We start from the raw sequence: 19,135 nt of genomic DNA, 5'->3' as shown, positions 1-19,135 counted from the left end.
ATACTAGGAGCCACGTGTAATCGGGCAAAAGAAGACCCCGACCGGCGTACTACCGGTCAGGGTCTTCTCCATGGTTGCGGGGACAGGATTTGAACCTGTGACCTCTGGGTTATGAGCCCAGCGAGCTACCGAACTGCTCCACCCCGCGTCGCAAGAACAACACTACCGTACTTTGGAGTAGGTAAAAACCAATCGTGATCACAGGACACCACAGCCCCGAGGTTGCCTACCTGGGACGGTCCGGTTAAACCAAAAAGTCCGGATTCTGTTTCCAGAATCCGGACTTTTCGCCAGTTGCGGGGACAGGATTTGAACCTGTGACCTCTGGGTTATGAGCCCAGCGAGCTACCGAACTGCTCCACCCCGCGTCGCAAGATCAACTCTACCGTTCGGTGAACGGGAGGCCAAATCCTGGTGGCGTGATGTGCGTCTCGCTGGGTCAAACCCCCTAGTTGCTGGCTGCAGGCGAGGGCGTAGCCGTCGGTGTAGCCGTCGGCGTAGCCTCGGGCGACGGCGTGGCTTCAGGGGCCGGCGCCGGGATCTTGCCCTCGGCGTCAATAGCCTTCTGAAGGGCAGCAGCCAGTTTCTTCTGCTCTTCCCCATAGGCCGCAAAGTCCCCGGCCGCCAACGCTGCCTGGCCCGCCTTGATGGCTGCGTTCGCCTCATCCAGCGCGGCCTTCAGGTCAGCCTGGGCACCTGCGCTCACCGGCGGTGTAGTGCCCGGAGCGGGCGGGGTCTGACCGGTGTTGTCCGAGTCGCCCGCGGCAGCACCGGAGTCGCCACCGAAGAGTTGCTTCAGGGCTCCGTCGAGCGTCGGCGCAAAGCCGACCTTGTCACCGAAAGCCACCAGCACACGCTGCAGGGTGGGGTAGGACGTCTCGCCGGTCGACTTGAGGTACACCGGCTGGACATATAGGATGCCGCCGCCCACAGGCAGAGTCAGCAGGTTGCCGTTGAGCACTTCGGAAGCCCCCTGCCGCAGAAGGTTCAAGGCCTGGGACACCGTGGGATCGGAGTTGAACTTGTTCTGCGCCTGCCCGGGCCCCGGAACCTGGATCTCCGGTGGAATCTGGAGCAGCCTCAACTTGCCATAGCTTTCAGCCTTGACGCCCTTCTCCTTGCCGGCGTCAGAGTCAGCGGCAAGGAAGCCATACAGGACGTTCCGGGCAGTGCCGTTGACAATCTGCGGAATGAAGGATGAGGTCAGTTGGAAGGCTGACTTGTCCTGGTCCGGCATTTGCAGTGACATGTAGAACGGCGGCTGCTTGACCTCGGTGTCCACGGTGGGATCGTTGGGAACGCTCCAGACATCCTTCGCCTGGTAAAAGCTGCCCGGCTCGGTCACGTGATAACGGCCCAGGAGCTCACGCTGGACCTTGAAGAGGTCCTCCGGGTAACGGACGTGGCTCATGACGTCCCCCGACATCTCCGAGTATGGCTTCAGTGACGTGGGGAAAACCTTCTGCCAGGCCTTAAGGATGGGGTCCTGGTCGTCCCAGGCATACAAGGTCACTGAGCCGTCATAGGCGTCGACGGTGGCCTTGACGGAGTTCCTGATGTAGTTCACCGAGCTGTTCGGCAGGGCAACCGTCCGGCCTGCAGAGGTCTGCGAGTCCGCGGTGGCGGCAGAAAGCTGCTCCGGCTGCGAGTACGGATAGTGCTGGCTGGTGGTGTACCCGTCCACGATCCATTTGACGCGGCCGTCCACAACCGCAGGGTAGGCGTTGCCGTCCACGGTCAGGTACGGGGCAACCTTCTCGACCCGGTCCTGCGGGCTGCGGTCATACAGGATCTGGGATTCTGCATTCACACCGTCAGAGAGGAGCAGGTCCGACGACTGGAACTTAATGGAGTAGAGCACCTTGTTGAAGAAGCTGCCCACGTTCGGGCCACCGTTGCCGGCGAAGGTGTACTGGTTGTCTCCCTCGCCTTCCTTGCCGGAGGGCCTGTCCTGCTCACGGGGGGCCGCTCCATCCGGCGCGCCGACAATGGAGTACTCCGGGGAGTCTTCGCCGAAGTAGATGCGGGGCTCGTAGGTGGAGTCATTGCCAAGGACCCCGGTTGATGGAATTCCCGACTGCAGGAACTCCGGCTTGCCGTCGACGGTGAACTTGTTTCCCTTGGCCGCCACCACGCCGTAGCCGTGCGTGTAGACGACGTGCTGGTTGAGCCAGCCCTGCTGGTTGGTGGCAACGTTCGCCGGGTTCAGCTCGCGCACGGCGATGACCGTGTCCTGGATCTTGCCGTCAACCTCGTAGCGGTCCACGTTCAGTGCCTCCGGAAACTGGTAGTACGGGCGGTACTGCTCCAGCTGGGAGAACGCATCGGAGATCAGGTTGGGGTCCAGGAGCCGGATGTTGGCCGTGGTCTGGGCGTCCGGGGCCAGCGCCCCGGTGCTGGCAGTGTTCGTCGCGTCATAGCGGTCCACCTGAATCTGGTCCAGGCCGTAGGCCGCCCGGGTCATCTCGATGTTGCGCTGGATAAAGTCCTTCTCCAACGTTTGCTCAGAAGGGCGCACCTGGAACTGCTGGATGACCCACGGGTACACGCCGCCGGCCAGGATTGAGGTGATGATCAGCATGGCCGTGCCGATGACCGGGAGCCGCCAACGGCCAATGACTGCTGCGATGATGAAGAGGATGGCCACGAGCCCCGCCGCCACGGCGAGGATTGCCTTGGTGGGGATCACGGCGTTCACGTCCGTGTACAGTGCGCCTGCCCAGCGCCCGCCGTTGCTCTGCAAGGCCGCATAGCGGTCCAGCCAGAAATTTGCACCGAGCAGGAGCAGGAAGGAGGCACCTGTTACAGCGAGGTGGATCTGCGCCGCGCGGCTGGTGAAGACCCCGCGTTCCATCAGCCGGATGCTGCCATAGAGGTAGTGGGTGAGGATTCCGGCGATGCCGGCCACCACAACCACGCTGATCAGGAAGCCTGTGACGAATCCCAGGAACGGAAGAGTCATGAGGTAGAAGCTGATGTCCAGGCCGAACTCAGGATCGCTCTGGCCGAACGGTTCCTGGTTGAAGAACAACAGCACTTTCTGCCATTGGCTGGCCGCGGCGCTGCCCGCGAACAGCCCGAACAGGATGGGCAGGCCCACCATAACGACGCGGCGGACCGGTTCAAGCTGGGCCTGGTAGCGGTTCAGGTTGTCACGCATCTCGGAGTCGGGTGCGTACACCGGCCGTGCGTGGTAGGCAACCCGGATGGCAAAAAAGACGGCCGCAAACATAAGCGCGAAGCCGGCGAGGAAGATCCCGATCCGGGCGAGGTTTTCCGTCACAAACACTTCGAAGTAGCCGAGCTGCCGGTACCAGAGGACGTCAGTCCAGACGTTGGCGAAGAAGATGAAGCCCACCACTACGATGGCAACGACAATCAGCGTGGGCGTAAGCGCCCCGCGTCGCGTGGGGGGTCTTCCGGGCGGGATGGGGCTGGTAGGACGGGACAAACTCGGTACCTCATAGCTGGTCGTCAGGTTTACATGAGAAGCGTGCGTGCGGTTGACGTCCGGCACCAGTCAAGCGTGTGGCAACGTCCGTCATATCTGCCACGAGTGGCGGTAAAGCTTAGTTCCTGCCTCAGTCTAGTTGCTGGTGCAGACCGGCAAAGCGCCCATGTCCTGCCCGGATCCGGCGACTTCGACGGCGTGCCGCGCCTCTGCGATGTTCTCCACTTTCAGTACCTGCAGCCCGTCCGGAATATGGCCCACAACTTCGTCGCAGTTTTCTGCCGGGGCGAGGAACACGGTGGCTCCCCCGGCACGCGCGCCCAGCATCTTCTGCCGGATGCCGCCGATGGGACCTACGGTGCCGTCGGGGGTGATGGTCCCCGTTCCGGCGACATGTTTGCCGCCGGTCAAGTCCCCCGGCGTCACGGTGTCGATAATGCCCAGCGAAAACATCAGCCCGGCGCTTGGCCCGCCCACCTTGTCCAGGGAAATTTTCACGTCGAACGGAAACGTGAACAGGTACTTGAGCATGACTCCGAGAATGTAGCGGCCCGCACCGTTGTTCATGGGGGTGATGGTCTGTGTGACGGATTCCCCTGCGCGCTGCACCACCAGGGTGGCCGGCGCTCCGTTGCCGGCGGCAAGTTCCTCCTGCACGACGGCAAGCGATGTGATGGGCTTGCCGTTGATCGATTCAAAGATGTCGCCGTTTTCAACCTTGCCGGCCGACGGCGACCCATCGGGCAGCTCCGCGGCCTGGAGCTGCTGGCCGAAGGGAATGTCGAGCTCGTTGAGCGCCGAGGCGACAGCGTTCTCCTGCGACGAGGTCATAGCCACGGAACTCTGCTCGTCAGCCTGCTCCTTTGTGGTGCCGCTGGGGTACAGCAGCTCCACCGGGTGAACAGACTTGGACCAGTCAAGCCACGCGGTGAAGGCACCCAGGACACTCACCGGGCCGTTGGGGCCGCCGTCGACATAAACGGTGGTCAGGTCCAGATTTCCCTTGGCGGGATAGGTTTCTTGGCCCGTCACGCTGATGACAGGACTGCCCTGGCTCTGGCCGATTGTGTTGAAGGTGGGTCCGGGTGACTCCACAACATAGGGCACCGGGACCGTGACGGCCGCGATCCCCAGACCCAGCGCCAGGACGCCGGAAAGCATCATCACGGACACCCGCCGTTCCCCGGGCGGCGCACTGCGGGGGGCACTCTGCCCTGTTGGCGGGGGGCCCGCCACACCCGTTCCGGGCGCTGCGGCACTCCCTGTGGTGCCGGCGTCGAGCTCTGGAGCGTGGTCCTCATGCGGATGATCGCCGCGGGTTGTAGTCACTGAATCAACAGTACGCGGTGCCGCCTCCGGCCGGCTCTTTGCCTACAGCGAACGTGACGCCTGTCCGGCAGACAGCCGCCCCTGCCCGGGGTACCGTGAAGTGAACAGTCACACCGACGATCGGCGGGATCATGACCTCCAACCCACTCAATCCGTCCAACGGCGACGATACGCCGAAGGATCCGTTGACCGAGATGCTGCAGAACCTGATGGGCGGCAAGGGCATGGAAAACTTCGACCCTGCCGAACTCGCAAAGGCAGCCGGCCTGCCGAACGACCCCAATCTCCTGGCCCAGATGTTCTCCCAGGTCCAGGCCATGATGAGCGCCCCTTCCGAAGGGCCCGTCAACTGGCAGCTCGCGCACGAAAACGCCCGCCGGGTTGCCGCCAGCAGCGCGGACCCGTCAGTCACATCCCTGCAGACCCGCGAAGTCGACGAGGCCCTGCGGCTGGCGGAACTGTGGCTCGATCCCGTAACCGACCTGCCTGCCACCGGCCTGATCGGCCGTGCGTGGTCGCGTGCCGAGTGGGTGGAAGCCACCCTTGGAACGTGGAAGCGGCTGACCGAGCCCGTTGCCAACAGCATCGCCAACGCGCTCTCCAGCGCCATGACCGAACAGATGCCCGAAGAGATGAAGTCCATGATGGGCGGGGCCTCTTCCATGCTGCAGAACATGGGCGGCGCGATCTTTGGGATGCAGCTGGGGCAGGCGATCGGTGCCCTGTCCGCCGAGGTTGTCAGCTCCACGGACATCGGTGTTCCCCTGGCCGACCTGGAAATGGCGCTCCTGCCAGCCAACGTGTCGAAGTTCGGCGAGGGCCTGGGCCTGCCGGAGAACGACATCCGGCTGTTCCTGGCCGTCCGCGAGGCAGCCCATGCACGGCTGTTTGTCCAGGTGCCCTGGCTGCGCGGCCACCTGCTCGGCGCCATCGAGGCCTACGCCCGCGGCATCCATATCGACACTTCCAGGATTGAAGAGCTGGCCCGCGACCTGGACCCCAGCAACCCTGAAGGCATCCAGGAAGCGCTGTCCCAAGGTGTCTTTATGCCGCAGCGGACCCCTGCACAGGAGCAGGCGCTGGAAAAACTGGAGACCGCCCTGGCCCTCGTTGAAGGCTGGGTGGACGAGCTCACCGCTGCGGCCACAGAGAAGCTGCTGCCCTCCGCTGACGCGCTCCGGGAAACGGCCCGCCGGCGCCGTGCCACCGGCGGCCCGGCGGAGCACGCGTTCTCTTCCCTCGTGGGACTGGAACTCCGTCCCCGCCGCCTGCGCGACGCTGCCACATTGTGGGCCGCGCTTAAGGACGAGCGCGGTATCGCCGGACGCGATGCCATCTGGCAGCACCCGGACCTCCTCCCCACCGCCGAGGACCTCGATGACCCGCAGGGCTTCAGTGGCCGCCGCCAACTGGCCGAGGCCAGCGATAGCGAAGTGGACGATGCCCTGCAGAAGCTGCTGAGCGGCGGCTTCGACGACGCGCCGCAGGATGATTCCGACGCCGGCGACGACGGGGACCAGCCCGCAGCCGATGGTGAGCAGCCTAAAGGTTAGCCGGACCGCGGGTTCGTTCCTGATGATGTCGGTGTCCTTGGACGGATTCTTCGAGACGGCCGGCCATGACATCTGCTGGCCCCTGGTGGATGACGAACTCCTCCTCCACTAGAGCGGGCAGTCCGGGCCCTCTGAATCATTGCTGGCCGCGGTCAGGCCCCGGGAGGTGGCGAAGGAGACGCCTTCCAGGAATGCCTTGGCCCGCATCGTGTCGGGGTAGGCCTCCAGCAGCTTCCAGAACGCGGTATTGTGCCCGGCCACCAGCAGATGTGCGAGTTCGTGCAACAGAACATAATCGATGACCCACTGCGGCATGGCCCTGAGCTTGTCGGAGAGCCGGATGGATCCTTCCGACGGCGTCGCGGAGCCCCAGCGCGAGTTCTGGTTGCTGACCCAGCGGACCGACGTCGGGACTGCCCTGCCGCCGAAGTACCGGGCCGAAAGGGCTGCGGCGTGGGCGGCTAACGCAATATCCGTGGCTGGCTGCTTACTTCCTTTGCGTGAGCGCCGCTCCCCTTGGCGGTGCAGCTTCTCCAGCATGCGGTGCACCCATTCAGACTCCTGCGCGGCGGTGAAACGGGCCGGAATGGCCACCACTGCCGTCCCGTTTTCCCAGAAGGCTGCCACGGTCCTGGTCCGGCGCGCCGACCGCCGCACTTCAACGCGTGCCCCGTCCGCGGTGGTGAGGGGAAGGGCGTCCTGTCCTGCCGGCCGCCGGGTCACAGGGTGGTGCTTTCGACGAGCACCCGCAGCACGTCTTCGCCGTAGCGTTCCAGTTTGGATGGACCCACGCCTGCCAGCGCCGCCAGTTCCTCCAGTGTGGACGGTTTGGCCTCTGCGATGGCGGTCAGCGTGGCATCCGTGAAGACCACGAACGCCGGCATCTCCGCGGCCAATGCAATTTCCTTCCGCCACTGCCGAAGGGCATCGAATGTCTGTTCTTCGTAGCTGGGAGGACAGTCGTTACAGCGGCCCACCTTCCGTTCGGCGCCACTCGCCAGCATGCTTCCACAGATCCTGCAGGTGGCGGGGGCCGCCGATTTCCGGCGCGGTGCCGGCCCTTTTCCGCGGGCGCTGGAGCTGGCAACCGAGTTGGGCCGGAGCCCGTCGAGGAAGCGTGAGGGTTTGCGGTTGGCCCGGCCGCCCGGCGTGCGTGCCGTGGACCAGGAAAGTGACAGGTGCTCGCGGGCCCGCGTGATGCCCACGTAGAGCAGCCGGCGCTCCTCATCCACGGCTTCGGGTGTGTCCGCGAAGGAAATGGGCATCAGGCCTTCGCAGAGGCCCACCAGGAACACGGCGTCCCATTCGAGACCCTTGGCGGCGTGCAGCGAAGCCAGCGTCACACCCTGGACAGTGGGCGCATGCTGGGCGAGGGACCGCTCCTGGAGTTCATTAACAAAGTCACCGAGACTGAACTGCTCGCCCCGGACGTGGACAAGCTCGTCCGCAAGAGCCACTAGCGCGGCCAGGGACTCCCAGCGTTCGCGCAGCGCGCCGCCGTTATGGGGTGGAGCCTCCGTGTAACCCAGCGAGGCCACGATATCGCGGACCAGTTGGCCGAGGGGTTCCGGTGTCGCGGTTTCAGCGACGGCCCTGGTGGCCGCGCGCAGCTGAAGGATGGCGTCGCGCACTTCCTTGCGGGCGAAGAAACGCTCACCTCCACGGAGCTGGTAGCTGATTCCGGCCGCCGCGAGCGCCTGTTCGTAGGCTTGGGACTGTCCGTTGGTGCGGAAAAGGACAGCCACCTGGCTGGCGGGAGTGCCGGCGTCGAGCAGTTCCTGGATCTTGATGGCCACGGTGGCGGCTTCGGCTTCATCGTCGCTGCATTCGGTGAACTGCGGGACGGGCCCGGCCGGCCGCTGGGCCATCAGCTGCAGCGGAGCCGCCCAGGCAGCATCAGCCACCGGCCCGCCGCCGCGACGGGCGGCAAGGAGGTCGTTGGCCAGCTTGACCACCTGCGGCGTGGAACGGTAATCCCGGATCAGTTTGACCACATTGGCCTCGGGGTACTGGGCCTTGAATCCCAGCAGGTGTTTGGGCGAAGCGCCGGTGAACGAGTAGATCGTCTGGCTCGCATCGCCCACTACGCACAGCTCGTCCCGCCCACCAAGCCACAGTTCCAGGAGTCGCTGCTGCAGCGGCGAAACGTCCTGGTACTCATCCACCACAAAATGCCGGTACTGCTCGCGGACGGTGGCCGCGACTTTCTGGTCCTCCTGCAGGATCCCGACTGTGATCAGGAGTACGTCTTCGAAGTCGATGACGTTGCGGTCGGTTTTGACGTCCTCATAGGACTGGAAGACCCGGGCGACGGCGGTGAGATCGAACCCGCCCGGAGTTCCCCTGCCCTGCGCGTTCTCCAGGTAGTTGGCCGGGGTCAGCATTGAGACCTTGGCCCACTCGATTTCGGAGGCGAGGTCCCGGATGGACGCGCGGTCAGTGCTGAGCCGCAGGCGGCGGGACGCTTCGGCGATCATCTGGGCCTTGTGGTCCAGCAGATTGGGCAGCGTGCCGCCGACCGCCTGCGGCCAGAAAAACTGCAGTTGCCGCAGGGCGGCGGCGTGGAAGGTGCGCGCCTGGACATTGCCCACGCCGAGGTCCCGCAGCCTGCTACGCATTTCCGCGGCGGCCCGGGCCGTGAACGTCACGGCGAGGAGCCGTTGGGGGCTATACACGCCGGAGTGCACGCCATAGGCAATCCGGTGCGTAATGGCCCGGGTCTTGCCGGTGCCGGCACCGGCGAGGACGCACAGCGGCCCATTCAGCGTGCTGGCGACCTCGCGCTGTTCAGCGTCAAGTCCCCCAAGGATTCGTTCCTCAAGGGACTCGGCACTGTCAAAATTCTCTGTGGTCACTTCTGCTGCTCTGTTGTTGTCGCGACTGCCACGTGCTGGCGTCTGGCCAATGGTGATGCCTGGTCCGGGTCTTAGGTGTCCGGGCGGTCCATGATCCTGCCGCCATACCAGTGCTCAATCAGCGAGCGGGCGATGGACAGCCTGCTGGAGATGGTGATTTCACCGGTAAGCACGGCGTCCTGGAGTTCCTCCCGGCTGAACCAGCGCGCACGGGTTACCTCCACGCCGTCGGGCTTTGCCACGGCGTCTTCGGTGATGGCGGTAAATCCAAGCATAAGGGAGGCCGGGAACGGCCATGACTGCGAGCCCAAGTACTGGCATCCCGTGACCCGGACGCCCACTTCTTCCTGGATTTCCCTGATGACGGCTTGTTCCAGGGATTCGCCTGGTTCGACGAATCCGGCCAGCGTGGAGTAGTTCTTGGCGTCAACCGGCCCGCCGCCACCTAGCAGCAGCCGTCCGTCCGGCCCTACAACTGTGACGATGATGGCCGGATCCGTGCGGGGGTAGTGTTCCGAGCTGTCCACGGGGCAGCGGCGGACCCAGCCGCCGGCCTCCACGGCGGTACGGGCCCCGCAACGGGGGCAATGCGTATGGCTGGCATGCCAGTTGGCGATGGCGCTGGCTTCCACGAACAACGCCGTGTCAGTGGGGTTTAGGACGGCAGCGATGTCGCGGAAGCCAGCCCACTGCGCATCATCCGGGATTCCCGCAGCGCCGGGCTCGGCAGGTGCGGAAAGGATAACGAGGACCACTTCGGTGCCGGCGGCAAGATCCGAGCCGTCCAACGCGGCGCCAAGATAGATGACCTGCTCCGGAACTGAGCCGCGGTCCCGCAGGTCAGCGAGCAATTGGGCGGCTGCAGGCAGCAGGAGCTGGTTGCCGTGTACCAGGGCCTGCCGCCCGGCCAGGACCACTGCCCGAGTATGCTCGCTGTCCAGCAATTCCTCAACCATGCCTGGCCGGACGCGGTCAGCGGAGCCGCGGTCAACGGCAGCAGGGAGGACCGGCAGCACGGTATCGAACAGGTGGTTGGCCGGCAGCTGGACTGACTGCGGCTGGTAGGCCGGTATAGCGGACTCCGCATGACTCATGTGTCCACCGTACTGACTCGGGCTGACAATTTACATTCGGCGGGGCCATTCGGCAAGGACATGCGCTGTGGGCCTCCACGCGTTGTGCCGAGGCCGACTTTTGCAGCATATCTGGAGACTCGCCGCCGCACATCGTTGTCTTGGACGCCACTCAATCTACCGTGGAACGGTGAGAAGAAAACCGATCGAACTGGCAGCCGTGGCAACCGCGGCAGTCCCCGGGCTGACCCCTACCGCCGTTAGCTCAGCTGCGGACGATCCCGCGGATTTCGACTCCGCGCTGCTGCTGGATTCGGAGGGCAAGCAGTGGCGGGTAAGGTCCCCGCGGCATGCGGAAGCAAGCGCCAGACTCGAAACGGAGTTCCTCGTCCTCCGTGCATTCGTACCGGCCATCCGGGCAGAGCTGCCCTTCCTGATGCCCACGGTGGCCGGTAGCGTCCGGCTGGGTAGCCTCAGCACCTTTGTCTACTCCCATCTGGCCGGCAGCACGCAAAGTGTTGAGCAACTCACCGCGGGTCCCGCCACACTGGCCCGGGAAATCGGGACAGCCCTGGCGGCCATCCATGATCTTCCGCACTCCCTGGTCAGCAACGCGGACCTGCCCAGCTATACGGCCAACGAATTCCGCCAGCGCCGGCTCAACGAGCTTGACCAGGCAGCCACTACCGGAAAAATTCCGGCGTCGCTGCTGCTCCGCTGGGAGCATGCCCTCGAAGACGTTTCGCTATGGCGGTTCAACCCGTGCGTTGTCCACGGCGACCTGCACGAGGACAACCTGCTCGTGGAAAGCGGCCGCGTCACGGCCGTTGCGGGTTGGACGGACCTTCGGATCGGGGATCCCGCCGACGACTTTGCCTGGCTGGTTGCCTCGAATGAACAGGATTTCGTGGACGCCGTTCTGGCAAGTTACACCGGCAGCCGCCGCGACGCCCCGGACCCGCATCTGATCCGGCGGGCCGCCTTGTCTGCCGAGTTCGCGTTGGCACAATACCTGGTCAAGGGCATAGCGGCCGGCGACGACGGGATGGTTGCCGAAGCCGAAGGCATGCTGGAAACGCTCGCGGCCGATGTCGAAGAGCACGGCGGCCAGGCCATCAGTGTCGAACCGCTCCGCGCACCGAACGCCGCGGCCGACGACGCCGCCCAGTCCCCTGCTGCCCACACCGCGGCAGCGGGCAGGTCCCAGCAGGTTGGTCTGGCCGCTGCTCCGGCTGTGACCGTCGCCCCTGTACCTATCCTGTCCGCGGCGCCCGTTCCGGTGGCGCCCGCAGTGGAAGTCAGCCGAATCCCCGCCGAGCCCATCCCGTCCGACGAAGCAGCGGCGGACGAAGAGCCAGACGACAAGCCGGCAGCTCGCCCGTCCGCCGAGGACACGTCCACCGCGGCCATCAGCATCGTCGAAGTCAGGAAGCACTGACGCCCCGAAGCGCTTCCTGAATTCAGGGGGCACCGGCGTCAGGGAGCACTCGCGTCGAGGGCGGCGGTCACGATCTGTTCAAGCTCCTCGGCAGTGCCCAGATCGTGCGGCCGAACCACTTGGTTGTCCGCAACGTAGAAGAAGGCGGCCCTGACGTCCTCCACCGCCACGCCCTTGAGCCGGGACCAAGCCAGCCGGTACGCGGCGAGCTGCACCGATTTGGCCCTCAGCTGGGCGGCTGAGGGCCTGCGTCCGGTTTTCCAGTCCACCAGGTCCCACCTCCCGTCCCCGTCCTGGAAGACAGCATCTATGCGTCCACGGACCACAACGTCGCCTACACGGGTTTCCACCGGCACTTCGACAAATGCCGGCGACCTGTCGGCCCATTCCGAGGCTTTGAAGGTGGCCACCATGGTGTCGAGGTCGTACGCGGCGTCAATGTGATCGTCAGAGCCGGGGGCCCCGCCAAGATCCAGCATGCCGGCTGCGCCGAAGTACTCTTCAACCCAGGAGTGGAATGCCGTCCCCTTCCGTGCGGACATGCCGGGCTCACGCGGAACAGGCCTTCGCAGCCTGCCCACTACCCCCGCCGGGTCCTCGCCAAGATCCACCAGCGTGGACGCAGAGATGTGACCGGGCAGGTGAACGTCCTGCCCGGAAGCGCGCCGCGAACGCCGTTCCAGCAGCAAAGCCGCTTCCCTCGCCCAGCCAGCCGCATTTCCCCGGAGCCTTGGCCCGGACTCAGTGGCGGATGCATGTTCAAGAACCGGCGCTGGGTCCCCGGGAATCAAGGCCTCCAAGGCGTCCCGGACACGCGCCGCGGCGTTCTCCATGGCCTGCCGCCTGCCGGGAACAACCCGCAGTCGCTCCCCGGTCCGCGCATCCACCGGGCCTTCGAGGGGGTCATAGGGCCATCCGGCGACCTCAGTTTCGGTAGTCAGCGGGCTCTTCTCCGGAAGGGAGGCCTCGTCCACTGACGCCGGGTGCACCACGGCAGGGTTCGTTTCCGTGTCCCTTCCCGGAGCGCTGTCAGGGCCGGAGCCGACAAGCTGTTCCAGTTCAGCGAGGAACGGTGACATCTCGGCACGCCCTGCCCTGGAGCCCACCCATGCCGCGCTGGAGACCCAGAGGACGTGCTTTGCCCTGGTGTAGGCCACATAGGCAAGGCGGCGTTCCTCACCCTCACCGTGGACCTGGACCGCTGATTTGAAGTCCTTTTCGGCGTCCAGCCAGCCCTTCTGGTCCGGCTGGTCGGTATCCCATTGGGGCAGGTCCGTTCGGTCCCCGCGCAGCGGCCACGGCAGTGCCGCCGCGCCGCTGCTCCAGCGGGAATCCTTGTTGCTGGGGAAGGCACCGGCGTTGAGGCCCGGAACAAAAACGACATCCCATTCCAGGCCCTTTGACGCATGGACAGTCAGCAGCTGCACAGCCTCGCGGTTGATATCCGGCGGCGGAGCCTCAAGGCCGTTTTCCTCGGCCGCGGCGGCTTCAAGCCAGGCCAGGAACGCCAGGATGTCCACGCGGTGCGAGGTTCGCAGGAAGCCGGCTGCCGCATCCTGAAAGGCATCCAGGTTTCGGCGGGCCTGGTGGATGCTGGTTCCCGGGCGCGCTGCCACTTCGATGTCGAGCAACATGGCTCGTTCCACCTCACCGAGCAGCGTGGTGAGGTCGTCCCCGAGATAGCCGCGCAGCTGCCTGAGTTCCGTAGAGAGCCTGCCGAGGCGGTCGCGGGCCTGGTCCGTCAACGACCGTCCGTGGGAAGAGGTCCAGTCTTCTCGTGGCAGCCAGTCCAGCGCTTCGACCAGGCTGGCGCCGTCAGTCAGGTCGCTTTCGATAACGGTTTCCTCGGACGCGTCTGAGGACCCGTCCTCCGGTGTGGCAGCGCCGGCCGGGCGGCCGCGGCGGCGTGCGAGCTGGCTGGACCAGTCTTGGAAGGCCAGCAGGTCTGCCGGCCCGATCCGCCAGCGCGCGCCAGCGAGGAGGCGCATCAGAGAGTCCGAGCGTCCGGGATCGGCCAGCACCCGGAGCGTGGCCACCAGGTCAACGATTTCAGGGGTATCGAGCAGCCCGCCAAGCCCCACGATTTCGTAGGCAATCCCCCGCGCCTCGAACTCCCGACGGATGGTTTCCATCTGGGCACGTCGCCGGCACAAGACAGCGAGTGCCGGTGGTACCGGCGTGCCGTCAGGCTCCCGCTCAAAGTCCGTGATCCGGTACTTCAGGACGTCCTCGGCAAGGACTGCGGCTTCGTCGAGGTCTGTGCCGAAGCGGCCCAGTACCACCCGCCCCTCCACCGCGAAAGGGCTGGGCTGCAGGGGCGGCACATTCGCTGCAGTGTCAGCCGTGCCCCACGGAATGGTGCGGTCCGCAGCGCTGCCGGCCGGGGCCTTCCGGGCCTCGGCGCGCCCTAGGGCCTCGGACATGATGTTAGCGGCGGACAGGATGGCCCGGCCGTTGCGCCACGCCGTTGTGAGATAGGACGTCGGGGCCGGTACGAAGCCTCCCGGCCTCTCGTTCCCGTCCACGCGGACAGGGAATTCACGGACAAAGTGGAAGAGCTGACCTGCCGAAGCACCACGGAAACCGTAAATCGACTGGTTGGGGTCTCCCACAGCGGTGACCGCGTGGCCCTCGCCGAAAAGCCGCGAAAAAAGAACCAGCTGGGCATACGACGTGTCCTGGAACTCGTCGAGGAGCACCACCTTGTAGCGCTGGCGTTCCATGTCCGCTGCAAGGGGGATCTCACGGGCAACACGGGCCGCAAGTGCCACCAGGTCGCCGAAGTCCAAAGCTCCCCGTGACTTCTTGGCGGTGGCGTAGCGGCCCACCATGTCAGCCACGCTGGCCCTCGTCCGCAGCATCGCAGCGAGTTCACCGGCTGCCTGGGGGGCGTTCTTTTTCGCTCCGGCCACATAGGGACGTTCTTCGAACTCGGCGAGCCGCGCCAGAAGCCAGGCCTCGACGTCGGCCGGTTCCTGCAGGTGCTCTGCGCACTCCCCCGCGAGCTGGATGACAGCCTTGACCAGTGTGGACTTGGCGGCCTTAAAGTGGCTGTAATCGCCGTCGAACGCTTCCACCACTTCGCTGGCGAGCTGCCAGGCCTGGGCCCCGCCGAGCAGCACAACGTCGCGTTCCACGCCCAGCCGCAGCCCATAGTCAGAAACGATGCCGCTGGCAAATGAGTGATAGGTGGACACTTTGGGCTCAAGGGCATCGCTGCTGAGCAGCCCGTCGGGGAACACTTCATGCCGTGTGTCTTGGGCAGCGACCCGCTGCAGTGCCGCCAGCTTGGCCCGGATCCGAGTGGCCAGCTCGCCTGCTGCTTTCCTGGTGAAGGTCACGCCCAAGACTTCCTCTGGCCTGACCCAGCCGTTGGCGACGAGCCAGACCACGCGGTCGGCCATGGTGGCGGTCTTGCCGGAGCCCGCTCCCGCGATCACCAGCCGAGGAGCCAGGGGTGAGGAAATGATGGCGGACTGTTCGGGCGTCGGCGTATTCTTTTCGCCCAGCAGCCTGGAGAGCTGCTCCGGGGTAAACAGTGGCGTTGGCACCTGGGGCTGGCTCATTCAGTGACCTGCTTTCCGCGGATACAGAGCGGACAGACCTCAGGTAGCCTGCAGCCGTGCCCCCCGTGGCTGCTCTTTGCCGGGTCGTGCCTGGCTTCGAAGCTGTTGCCGGACATGACGGCGGCCGCATCCGTGACCATGTCCAGCGCCCAGTTATCCTGGGCCTCTAGGGGATCCTGTTGCTGGACGCCGGGGCTCTTGGTGCTTGTTCCGAGCTGCGCCAGCACGGCGCCGCCCGGCACCGGGGAGCCCTGTGATGAGTCCGGCACTAGCGTGCCGGGTTCGGCTGGGCCGGGCCGACCGTGGACATCCGCGAAACCGCCCGCAAGGACCGCTGCCTGGTAGGCCCCCAACTGTGGATGGCGAGACAACTCTGTCTTGCCAGGCTGCCTTTTACCAGTTTTGAGGTCCACTATGACCAGCCTTCCTTCGCCGTCCATCTCCAGCCGGTCAACCTGGCCGCGGAGCACGGCGGCGCGGGGAAGGCCGGCCCCGACGGCCAAATCTTCGACGGACCGGGCATCGTGCTGCCCGGCGTCCGCCGGGGGAACGTCGGGCAGCCGGACCGCAAAGTCCTTCTCGACGCCCAGCAGGCTCCGGCCCTCGCTCCGCATCACCAGAACGTACTGGGCGAGTTTGCGCACCATTGTTTCGGCACGTTGGAAGTCGAGTTTGCCTTCCCAGTTGTCCTTCATGCCCAGGGTTGGCCACCGGCGGATGAGCTCGGCGACGTACTCGCCCCCGGAGGCCTCCGGCAGGTCCTGCGCGATAGCGTGCACCAGCGTGCCCAGACTCCGGGCGAAGTCGGTGGCGGCTTCTCCCCCCGCCGCCTGCACAAACCAGTCGAGCGGTGATTTCTGCACGGATTCCACCTTCGACGGCGAGACGTAAACCGTCCCTCCGGGCGGGACAACCGGCTCCGACGTCGTCAGGGGCGGCAGGCCCCACCAGCTGTCCGGATGCGCTCCGGGGACGGCCGGTTCCACGGCGGCAAGTCCGGCCAGGACCCTTGCGGCTTCGGCGGCCTCGGGCTCATACCTTCCATCCAGCTGAGCGTATTGGCGCAGTTCTGCCACCAGGGCGCGAAGAGTCATGGGCCGTTCCACCGGGGTGAACCCCCGGCCCTCGGCGCCAGGCTCAAGCGGCGCCACATAGTCAAGGAAAGACGACGGCTGGTCATCCTCGGACGAAACTGCGGTGCAGATCAGGATCTCGCACGCCCTGGAAACGGCCGTGGAGAAGCTTCGGAGTTCGTCGTAACGGATTTCCCGCAGCCGGCTCAGCGGGTCCAGCTGCAATGCATAGCTGACCCCGTGCTCGACGGCGTCAGCGTACAGGCTGCTGCCCAGCAGCTCACCGCGGAGCCGGGTATTGGGCCAGACGCCTTCCTGCAGCCCCGCCACGATGACCACGGGCCACTGCCGCCCGGCAGCACTGGCCGGGGTCATCAGCTCGACGGCGTCGTCCACCTGCGCCCGGGCGGCCAGGGTATCCATCGGCAGCTCTTGGTTCAGGAGGTACTCAAGGAACTGCTCCGGCCCGGCGCCGGGCATCTGGTCCACGTAGCGCTCGGCTGTGTGGAAAAGCGCCATCATGGCATCGAGGTCCCGGTCGGCCCGGGCGCCGTGGGAACCGCCAGCGAGGGCGGATTCGGTCCACGCGTTGGCCAGTCCGGTGGAGTGCCACAGGGCCCAGAGAACGGTCTCGGCGTTGGCGCCGGGCTCGGCCGCGGCGCTCCGCCCGGCCTGGATCATGCGGGCGGTCCGGCGCGCGGAACGGCCTTCCAGGCCCAGGGTCCCCAAGGCCCCTGGTTCCGATAATGCTTCAACCAGCAGTGCGTCGCTGGTCCGTCCGCCGCCGCCCAGCAGTTCTTCGCGCCTGAGCGACTGGCGTAGCCGGCGCAATTCAATTGATGTGGCGCCCCCGATCCGCGACGTCAGCAGCGCGACGGCGGCTTCCGGGGTCAGCAGTTCCGGATCCAGCGCAATGGCGTAGGCGTCCAACAGCGGGCGCACGGCCACCTCATCGCGGACCGCGGACTCGGCTACCGGAACGCGTACCGGGATCCCCTGGCCCGTGAGGTATCGCTGCAGCTCACTGAGCTGGCCGCCGTTACGCACGATCACGGCGATCTCGGCCAGGTCGCGGCCATGGTTGACGTGCTGGTCCAGGATGCGCTGGGCAACGTACCGCAGTTCGTGGACCGGGGACGGCACCTGGTGTGCTTCCACCGTGCCGGCGGACTGCGGCTGGGGTTCGACGACGGCGGTGGGCCCGTGCGCGGTTCCGGCCAGGGGTTCGGGCTGCTTGAGCCGCCTTGCCAGCTGGCCGCCCGCACGTTGTGAGATCCGGCCCGCGACGCCGAGCCAGGCCTCGGCGATGGCGGGGGCGTGCCGATGCGTGTGCCACAGCGGCCGCTCGATGACGCCGGCTTCCGCAGAAAGCAGGCGCGGCAGCTCAGCGACCAGGTCGGGCCTGGCCCCACGGAATCCCTGCACGACAGTATCCGGGGAGAAGGCGACATAGCAGTCCTTGCCGGCGGCGATGTCGGCGAGCAGTTCGAAAACGGCAGGGTTCGCCTCCTGCACATCGTCCACCAGCACCAGCTGGAGACGATCGCGTTCCGCGGCAAGGAAGTCAGGCGCATCCTGGAAGATCTGCCGTGCCGTGGTGATGATGCCGGCGGGGTCGAAGGCCTCCGGCATGCGCAGGTCCAGGACGTCCCGGTACTCGGCGTACAGTGCCGCCGCGGCGATCCAGTCCGGCCGGCCGCACTGGTGGCCCAGCTCCTCCAGGTCACCGGCGGTCCGGCCGGATTCGATGATCCGGTCGAAGAGTTGGCGCACCTCGTGGCGGAATCCCCGCGTCTCCAGTGCCGCTTCCAGGTCGGCAGGCCACGGTAGTTCCAGGCCGGGCATCCGGTGGCCCTCCAGGAGCTCGCGGATGATAAGGTCCTGTTCCGGGCCGGACAGGAGGCGCGGCGCGCGCGGTAGCGGAAGGATTCCCTCTGCCTTTGCCCGGCGGATCAGGTCAAACGCATAGGCTGCCCAGGTCCGGGCCGGCGTGGTGCTCAGGCTCCGGTCCAGCCGTGCGGTGAACCGGTCGCGGAGTGAGTCGGCGGCCAGGCGTCCGGGCGCCAGGATGAGGATCCGTTCCGGGTCCACGTCGTCCTGCAGGGCCCGACGGACGGCGGCTTCGATCAGGACGGTTGATTTTCCGGTTCCCGGTGCGCCGGGAACCAGGACCGGCCCGGAGCCGTGAGGAACGTCGACGGCGTCACGCTGGTCTGCGGACAACGCCGGAACGTCGGCGTGCAGCTGCCGCGGAGGCAGCAGACGCAGGCCCGTACCGTTGGCACGCCGGGCCTCGGACGCGGGCCTGGCTGATGTGCGTGTGGACTTGGTGGGGTCAACTACGGGGATTGTTACGCTCACACAGTCATTTCATCATCAGCCACCGACAATCTATGCAGCCGCCGCTCCAGCTGCTCCGCCATGGCGTCGAGCCGGTCGAAGTCATCCTCACCCGGGGCCCAGCGTGCTGCAGCCAGGTCCACCCGCCATTTGCCTTCGCCGGTACGCAGGAAGGCATCGTAGTTGCCGAGCAGCGGCGTCCCCTCCTGCAGGTAGTGGCGGAGCGCTTCGGCCTCGTGGCCTTCCGGACCCTGGCCTCTTGCTTTGAGAATGCGCCACCACGCAACCTGGCTGCCGTAGTGGCTCATGGCGTGGCCCACCTGCCGGGGACCGCCGGATCCCAGCAGCTCGGCCACATCACCATAGGCCAGTGCGGTTCCGGCTGGAACCAGCTCGACCAGCGAGAGCACCGCCTCGATGAACTCTGTCCGCATACACCAAGGGTACCGGCAGTGGC

The 19,135-nt window shown here is 66.1% G+C and carries 11 protein-coding genes and 2 tRNA genes; 3 read left to right on the top strand and 10 right to left on the bottom strand.

Annotated features, from left to right (window positions below):
* Nucleotides 1-71: 71 nt before the first annotated feature.
* From QK290_RS00595 to QK290_RS00580, 4 genes are all read right to left on the bottom strand, one after another.
* Nucleotides 72-148, bottom strand: a tRNA-Met gene (locus QK290_RS00595).
* A 146-nt stretch (nt 149-294) separates the two neighbouring features.
* A tRNA-Met gene (locus tag QK290_RS00590) sits at nt 295-368 on the bottom strand.
* Between the two features lie 80 nt (nt 369-448).
* Nucleotides 449-3,451 (bottom strand): UPF0182 family protein, encoded by a 3,003-nt coding sequence (locus QK290_RS00585; protein ID WP_282328831.1) that lies wholly within the window; start codon nt 3,449-3,451, stop codon nt 449-451.
* Between the two features lie 135 nt (nt 3,452-3,586).
* Entirely contained in the window at nt 3,587-4,615 is a 1,029-nt protein-coding gene (locus tag QK290_RS00580; RefSeq protein WP_282329065.1) for a S16 family serine protease, read from the bottom strand.
* 296 nt (nt 4,616-4,911) lie between these two features.
* On the opposite strand from QK290_RS00580, the gene QK290_RS00575 reads away from it, so the two are divergent.
* Nucleotides 4,912-6,333 (top strand): zinc-dependent metalloprotease, encoded by a 1,422-nt coding sequence (locus QK290_RS00575; protein WP_282328830.1) that lies wholly within the window; start codon nt 4,912-4,914, stop codon nt 6,331-6,333.
* The gene (locus QK290_RS00570; protein ID WP_282328829.1) at nt 6,314-6,445 is read left to right on the top strand and encodes a hypothetical protein; all 132 of its coding nucleotides are present in this window, start codon (nt 6,314-6,316) and stop codon (nt 6,443-6,445) included. The genes QK290_RS00575 and QK290_RS00570 overlap by 20 nt, the downstream gene beginning before the upstream one ends.
* Here QK290_RS00570 and QK290_RS00565 read toward each other — a convergent pair.
* The 3 genes from QK290_RS00565 to nudC all read right to left on the bottom strand — a co-directional run bounded on the left by QK290_RS00565 (nt 6,442) and on the right by nudC (nt 10,282).
* Nucleotides 6,442-7,056 (bottom strand): M48 family metallopeptidase, encoded by a 615-nt coding sequence (locus tag QK290_RS00565; RefSeq protein ID WP_282328828.1) that lies wholly within the window; start codon nt 7,054-7,056, stop codon nt 6,442-6,444. The genes QK290_RS00570 and QK290_RS00565 overlap by 4 nt on opposite strands.
* Nucleotides 7,053-9,188 (bottom strand): ATP-dependent DNA helicase UvrD2, encoded by a 2,136-nt coding sequence (locus QK290_RS00560; protein WP_282328827.1) that lies wholly within the window; start codon nt 9,186-9,188, stop codon nt 7,053-7,055. The genes QK290_RS00565 and QK290_RS00560 overlap by 4 nt, the downstream gene beginning before the upstream one ends.
* Before the next feature lie 71 nt (nt 9,189-9,259).
* Nucleotides 9,260-10,282, bottom strand: coding sequence for an NAD(+) diphosphatase (gene nudC / locus QK290_RS00555; RefSeq protein WP_282328826.1), 1,023 nt, complete (start codon nt 10,280-10,282; stop codon nt 9,260-9,262).
* A 169-nt stretch (nt 10,283-10,451) separates the two neighbouring features.
* Between nudC and QK290_RS00550 the strand changes: the two genes are divergently transcribed.
* Entirely contained in the window at nt 10,452-11,699 is a 1,248-nt protein-coding gene (locus QK290_RS00550; RefSeq protein ID WP_282328825.1) for a macrolide 2'-phosphotransferase, read from the top strand.
* 38 nt (nt 11,700-11,737) lie between these two features.
* Here the strand turns inward: QK290_RS00550 and QK290_RS00545 are convergent, their stop codons facing one another.
* The 3 genes from QK290_RS00545 to QK290_RS00535 form a co-directional block, all read right to left on the bottom strand.
* Nucleotides 11,738-15,265 (bottom strand): ATP-dependent DNA helicase, encoded by a 3,528-nt coding sequence (locus tag QK290_RS00545; protein WP_282328824.1) that lies wholly within the window; start codon nt 15,263-15,265, stop codon nt 11,738-11,740.
* Nucleotides 15,262-18,606 (bottom strand): ATP-dependent DNA helicase, encoded by a 3,345-nt coding sequence (locus QK290_RS00540; RefSeq protein ID WP_282329064.1) that lies wholly within the window; start codon nt 18,604-18,606, stop codon nt 15,262-15,264. Before QK290_RS00540 ends, QK290_RS00545 begins: the two co-directional genes overlap by 4 nt.
* Before the next feature lie 89 nt (nt 18,607-18,695).
* A complete protein-coding gene (locus QK290_RS00535; protein WP_282328823.1) occupies nt 18,696-19,112 on the bottom strand; it encodes an MGMT family protein in 417 nt (138 codons plus the stop codon).
* Between the last annotated feature and the right edge of the window lie 23 nt (nt 19,113-19,135).

The sequence above is a fragment of the Pseudarthrobacter sp. AL07 genome, assembly GCF_029960665.1.
Taxonomy (GTDB): Bacteria; Actinomycetota; Actinomycetes; order Actinomycetales; family Micrococcaceae; genus Arthrobacter.
The sequence above is the reverse complement of the archived record's forward strand: the minus strand, read 5'-3'. Positions and strand labels throughout refer to the sequence as shown.